We start from the raw sequence: 212 nt of genomic DNA, 5'->3' as shown, positions 1-212 counted from the left end.
CGCTCCGTCTTCTGCCGCGCCTTCGACCGGCCCCGCAACTGCATGGGCAGCGCCACGTTCTGGGCGGCCGTCAGATAGGGCAGGAGGTTGCGGGCGGTCTGCTGCCAGACGAAGCCGACGACCTCGCGCCGGTAGCGCAGCCGCGCCTTGCCGTCCATCGCGAGCAGGTCGCACCCCCCGACCCGGGCCGCGCCCGCGGTCGGCACGTCCAG

Annotated in this window: 1 pseudogene; it reads right to left on the bottom strand. The window is 74.5% G+C overall.

The window, feature by feature from the left end:
- Positions 1-212 (bottom strand): annotated as a pseudogene (locus tag GTY56_RS00910) (ABC transporter ATP-binding protein); the annotation flags it as partial.

This window comes from Streptomyces sp. SID5643, assembly GCF_009872555.1.
GTDB lineage: Bacteria > Actinomycetota > Actinomycetes > Streptomycetales > Streptomycetaceae > Streptomyces > Streptomyces iakyrus.
This window is presented reverse-complemented; position numbering and strand designations above follow the sequence as displayed.